General features: G+C 42.4%; 3 protein-coding genes. 2 read left to right on the top strand and 1 reads right to left on the bottom strand.

Annotated features, from left to right (window positions below):
* Positions 1–167: 167 nt before the first annotated feature.
* Positions 168–1,136: a pyridoxal-phosphate dependent enzyme gene (locus tag AB5Z52_RS16490; RefSeq protein ID WP_003127084.1), complete on the bottom strand. Its 969-nt coding sequence runs from the start codon at positions 1,134–1,136 to the stop codon at positions 168–170.
* Positions 1,137–1,420: 284 nt separating this feature from the next.
* On the opposite strand from AB5Z52_RS16490, the gene AB5Z52_RS16485 reads away from it, so the two are divergent.
* On the top strand, positions 1,421–2,440 hold the full coding sequence (locus tag AB5Z52_RS16485; protein WP_041119238.1) for a branched-chain amino acid aminotransferase: 1,020 nt from the start codon (positions 1,421–1,423) through the stop codon (positions 2,438–2,440).
* Between the two features lie 183 nt (positions 2,441–2,623).
* Positions 2,624–2,797 carry a hypothetical protein gene (locus AB5Z52_RS16480; protein ID WP_005472376.1) on the top strand — a complete coding sequence of 58 codons (174 nt, stop codon included), beginning with the start codon at positions 2,624–2,626 and terminating at the stop codon, positions 2,795–2,797.
* The last annotated feature ends 119 nt before the right edge of the window (positions 2,798–2,916 follow it).

Raw genomic sequence — 2,916 nt, 5'->3', positions numbered from 1 at the left:
GGCGGCGGTTTTGGCGGTGGCACCACTACTCATTCTTCCGGCGGCGGAACATTTGGCGGCGGCGGTCGCAGTTTTTAGTAAACGTTTCTTCTCCTCTGAAAACTGGATCGAAAACGGACTAAAAAAGATGATCTTCAGACGACTAGTTGGTCTGAGATCATCTTTTTTTAAATGATTTCTTTAAAAACAGAGAAATCGATATTCCCGCCTGAAACGATTGCGACTGTTCGTTTGCCTTTCAGCAAATGATCGATTTGTCCGCTTAGGATAGCAGCCGTACTCAGAGCACCTGCCCCTTCAGCAATCACTTTTTCTTTTAAAGCCAAATAATGGATGGCAGTTTCGATATCTTTCTCTTCAACTAAAACGGTTTCATCTATGCGCGAGCGCAACGTTTCATAAGTCAATTCTCCAGCCAAAGCCACATCGCACCCATCTGCCAATGTCTTACTGCTGCGATTAGCTATCAGTTCTTGTCGCCATATAGAGGAAATCATCCCATGTACTTGATAAGATTGAACACCAATAATATTAGTTTCCGAGCGTAATTGTTTGATTGCTAACGCAATGCCTGCGATCAAGCCGCCTCCACCGATCGGTACGATGACATTATCCACATTAGGCAAATCTTGTAAAATCTCTAACCCAATCGTTCCTTGCCCTTCCATTACCGCTCGATCATCAAAGGGGGAGACAAAGACCTCACCGCTACGTGACATCGCTTCCAAAGTAATTTGTTTTGTATCGTCGAATGTCTCTCCTGCTAAGATCACTTCAGCGCCATAATTTCTCGTTGCTTCTATTTTTGTCTTCGCTGCTTGAAGCGGCATAAAGATCCGTACATGTATCCCTAGCAGGGCGCCTGCTAGTGCAACACCTTGCGCATGATTACCTGCTGAACAAGCAATTACCCCTCTTTTTTTCTCTTCCTCTGTCAATGTTGCTAATTTGTTGTAGGCCCCTCGCGCCTTAAAGGATCCTGTACGCTGCAGATTCTCTAGTTTCAGATAAATTTCTCCTGCCTTTTCTGCGCTAAGAATATTGCTTGGTGCGGCAGGTGTATGGATCATGATTGGTGCCAGTCGCTGATAAGCATCCAGGACACCTTGGATTTCAGAAACCGCTTCTTTGATCACCGAAAGTCCTCCTAATCGATTTTTTTCTACCCTTATTGAAGCATATCTGTTCCGTAAATACAATCTAAAGTGCTCGACGTTCTGCCAAAATCCTTCCCCCTTTTTATCAACAACTGCAGAGCTCCAGATAGGCTTGAAAAAAAATTCTGTGAATATAAAGTCTCTAGTAATAAGCTTTCATCATGATGTTAGAAATGAAAATCATTGCGATGAATTTTCAGAAAATAATGACTTGATGGGCGTTCCATGCTATACTAGGAAAAATTAAAAAAGGAAGTGACTCTATGCAAATCGATTGGGAAAATTTAGGGTTTTCGTATATTAAAACCCCTTGGCGCTTTGTCGCAAAATGGAAAAATGGCTCTTGGGAACAAGGAGCATTGACTGAAGATAATATTCTGCATATTCATGAAGGTTCTCCAGCATTGCATTACGGTCAACAATGCTTTGAAGGCTTGAAGGCGTATCGACGACCAGATGGCGGGATCAACTTGTTTCGTCCAGATGAGAATAGTAAACGATTGAATCGAAGCGCTCGTCGCTTGCGTATGCCGTTCGTTCCCGAAGAGATGTTCCTCGATGCGGTCAATCAAGTGGTCAAAGCAAACCAAGAATTTGTACCGCCTTACGGTACCGGGGCTACTCTATATTTACGGCCGCTATTGATTGGTGTAGGCGAGAATATCGGCGTTGCACCTGCGCCAGAATACTTGTTTATTATTTTTTGCATGCCGGTCGGATCATATTTCAAAGGCGAGCTGGCCCCAACGAACTTTATTGTTTCAGATTATGACCGTGCAGCACCAAATGGTACCGGCGCTGCAAAAGTAGGCGGAAATTATGCTGCCAGCTTATTACCAGGATACGAAGCCCATGAACGGAATTTTTCAGATTGCATTTATTTAGACCCTGAAACACATACAAAAATTGAGGAAGTGGGGTCCGCTAACTTCTTTGGGATCACGGCCGAAAATGAATTCGTGACACCAAAATCGCCATCAATTTTGCCTAGTATCACCAAATATTCTCTCCTTTATCTTGCAGATCATGCTTTAGGATTAACACCTGTCGAAGGAGATGTGTATGTGGATCAACTGGATCGCTTTGTTGAAGCAGGCGCTTGTGGAACCGCTGCGGTTATTTCACCTATTGGCGGAATCCAAAATGGAGAGTCTTTCCATGTGTTTTACAGTGAAACGGAGGTCGGTCCTAAAACTCGTGCGCTATACGATGAATTGACGGGTATCCAATTTGGTGAGCGCAAGGCTCCAGCTGGCTGGATTTTTGATGTTCCTCTTGATTAATCAATGAACTGATTGGGAAAATCAAAAAAATTTATAGAGCTCCCCTCTTTGCTCTCACGCCTGAAAGCACCCAAAACAATTAAAGAATGGCGCATCTTTTTTTCGTTTTGACAGGAGCCTTTTCTTAAAATAATTGCTCTCTCGTCAGTCAATTGTTACAATCAAAGGCAAGGGGGAATTATGATGGCAAAACGCTTAATTTTTTCATTGATTGCTACGGTCATCTATTTGGTCGTATCCAATATTGGGAATCTTTTTTTTGGGATCAGTCGTACCTTTAGTTGGACAACTACTTTATGGGAAGCATTATTCTTTTTTATCTTCATTTTTCTTGTTCAGCAATTTCGCAAAAAATAAACAAGCCTAAGTCAGCGGCGCTCAGCGCTAGTCTTAGGCTTGTTTTTATATGAAAATAAACCAAAAAATGGCAAAAAAAGTCTCTCTTCGTTTATAATAAGGGTGAAGAAATTTTTTTT

This window comes from Enterococcus sp. RTP21361st1_A6_RTP21361_211029 (assembly GCF_040910045.1).
Taxonomy (GTDB): domain Bacteria; phylum Bacillota; class Bacilli; order Lactobacillales; family Enterococcaceae; genus Enterococcus_D; species Enterococcus_D gallinarum.
The sequence above is the reverse complement of the archived record's forward strand: the minus strand, read 5'-3'. Positions and strand labels throughout refer to the sequence as shown.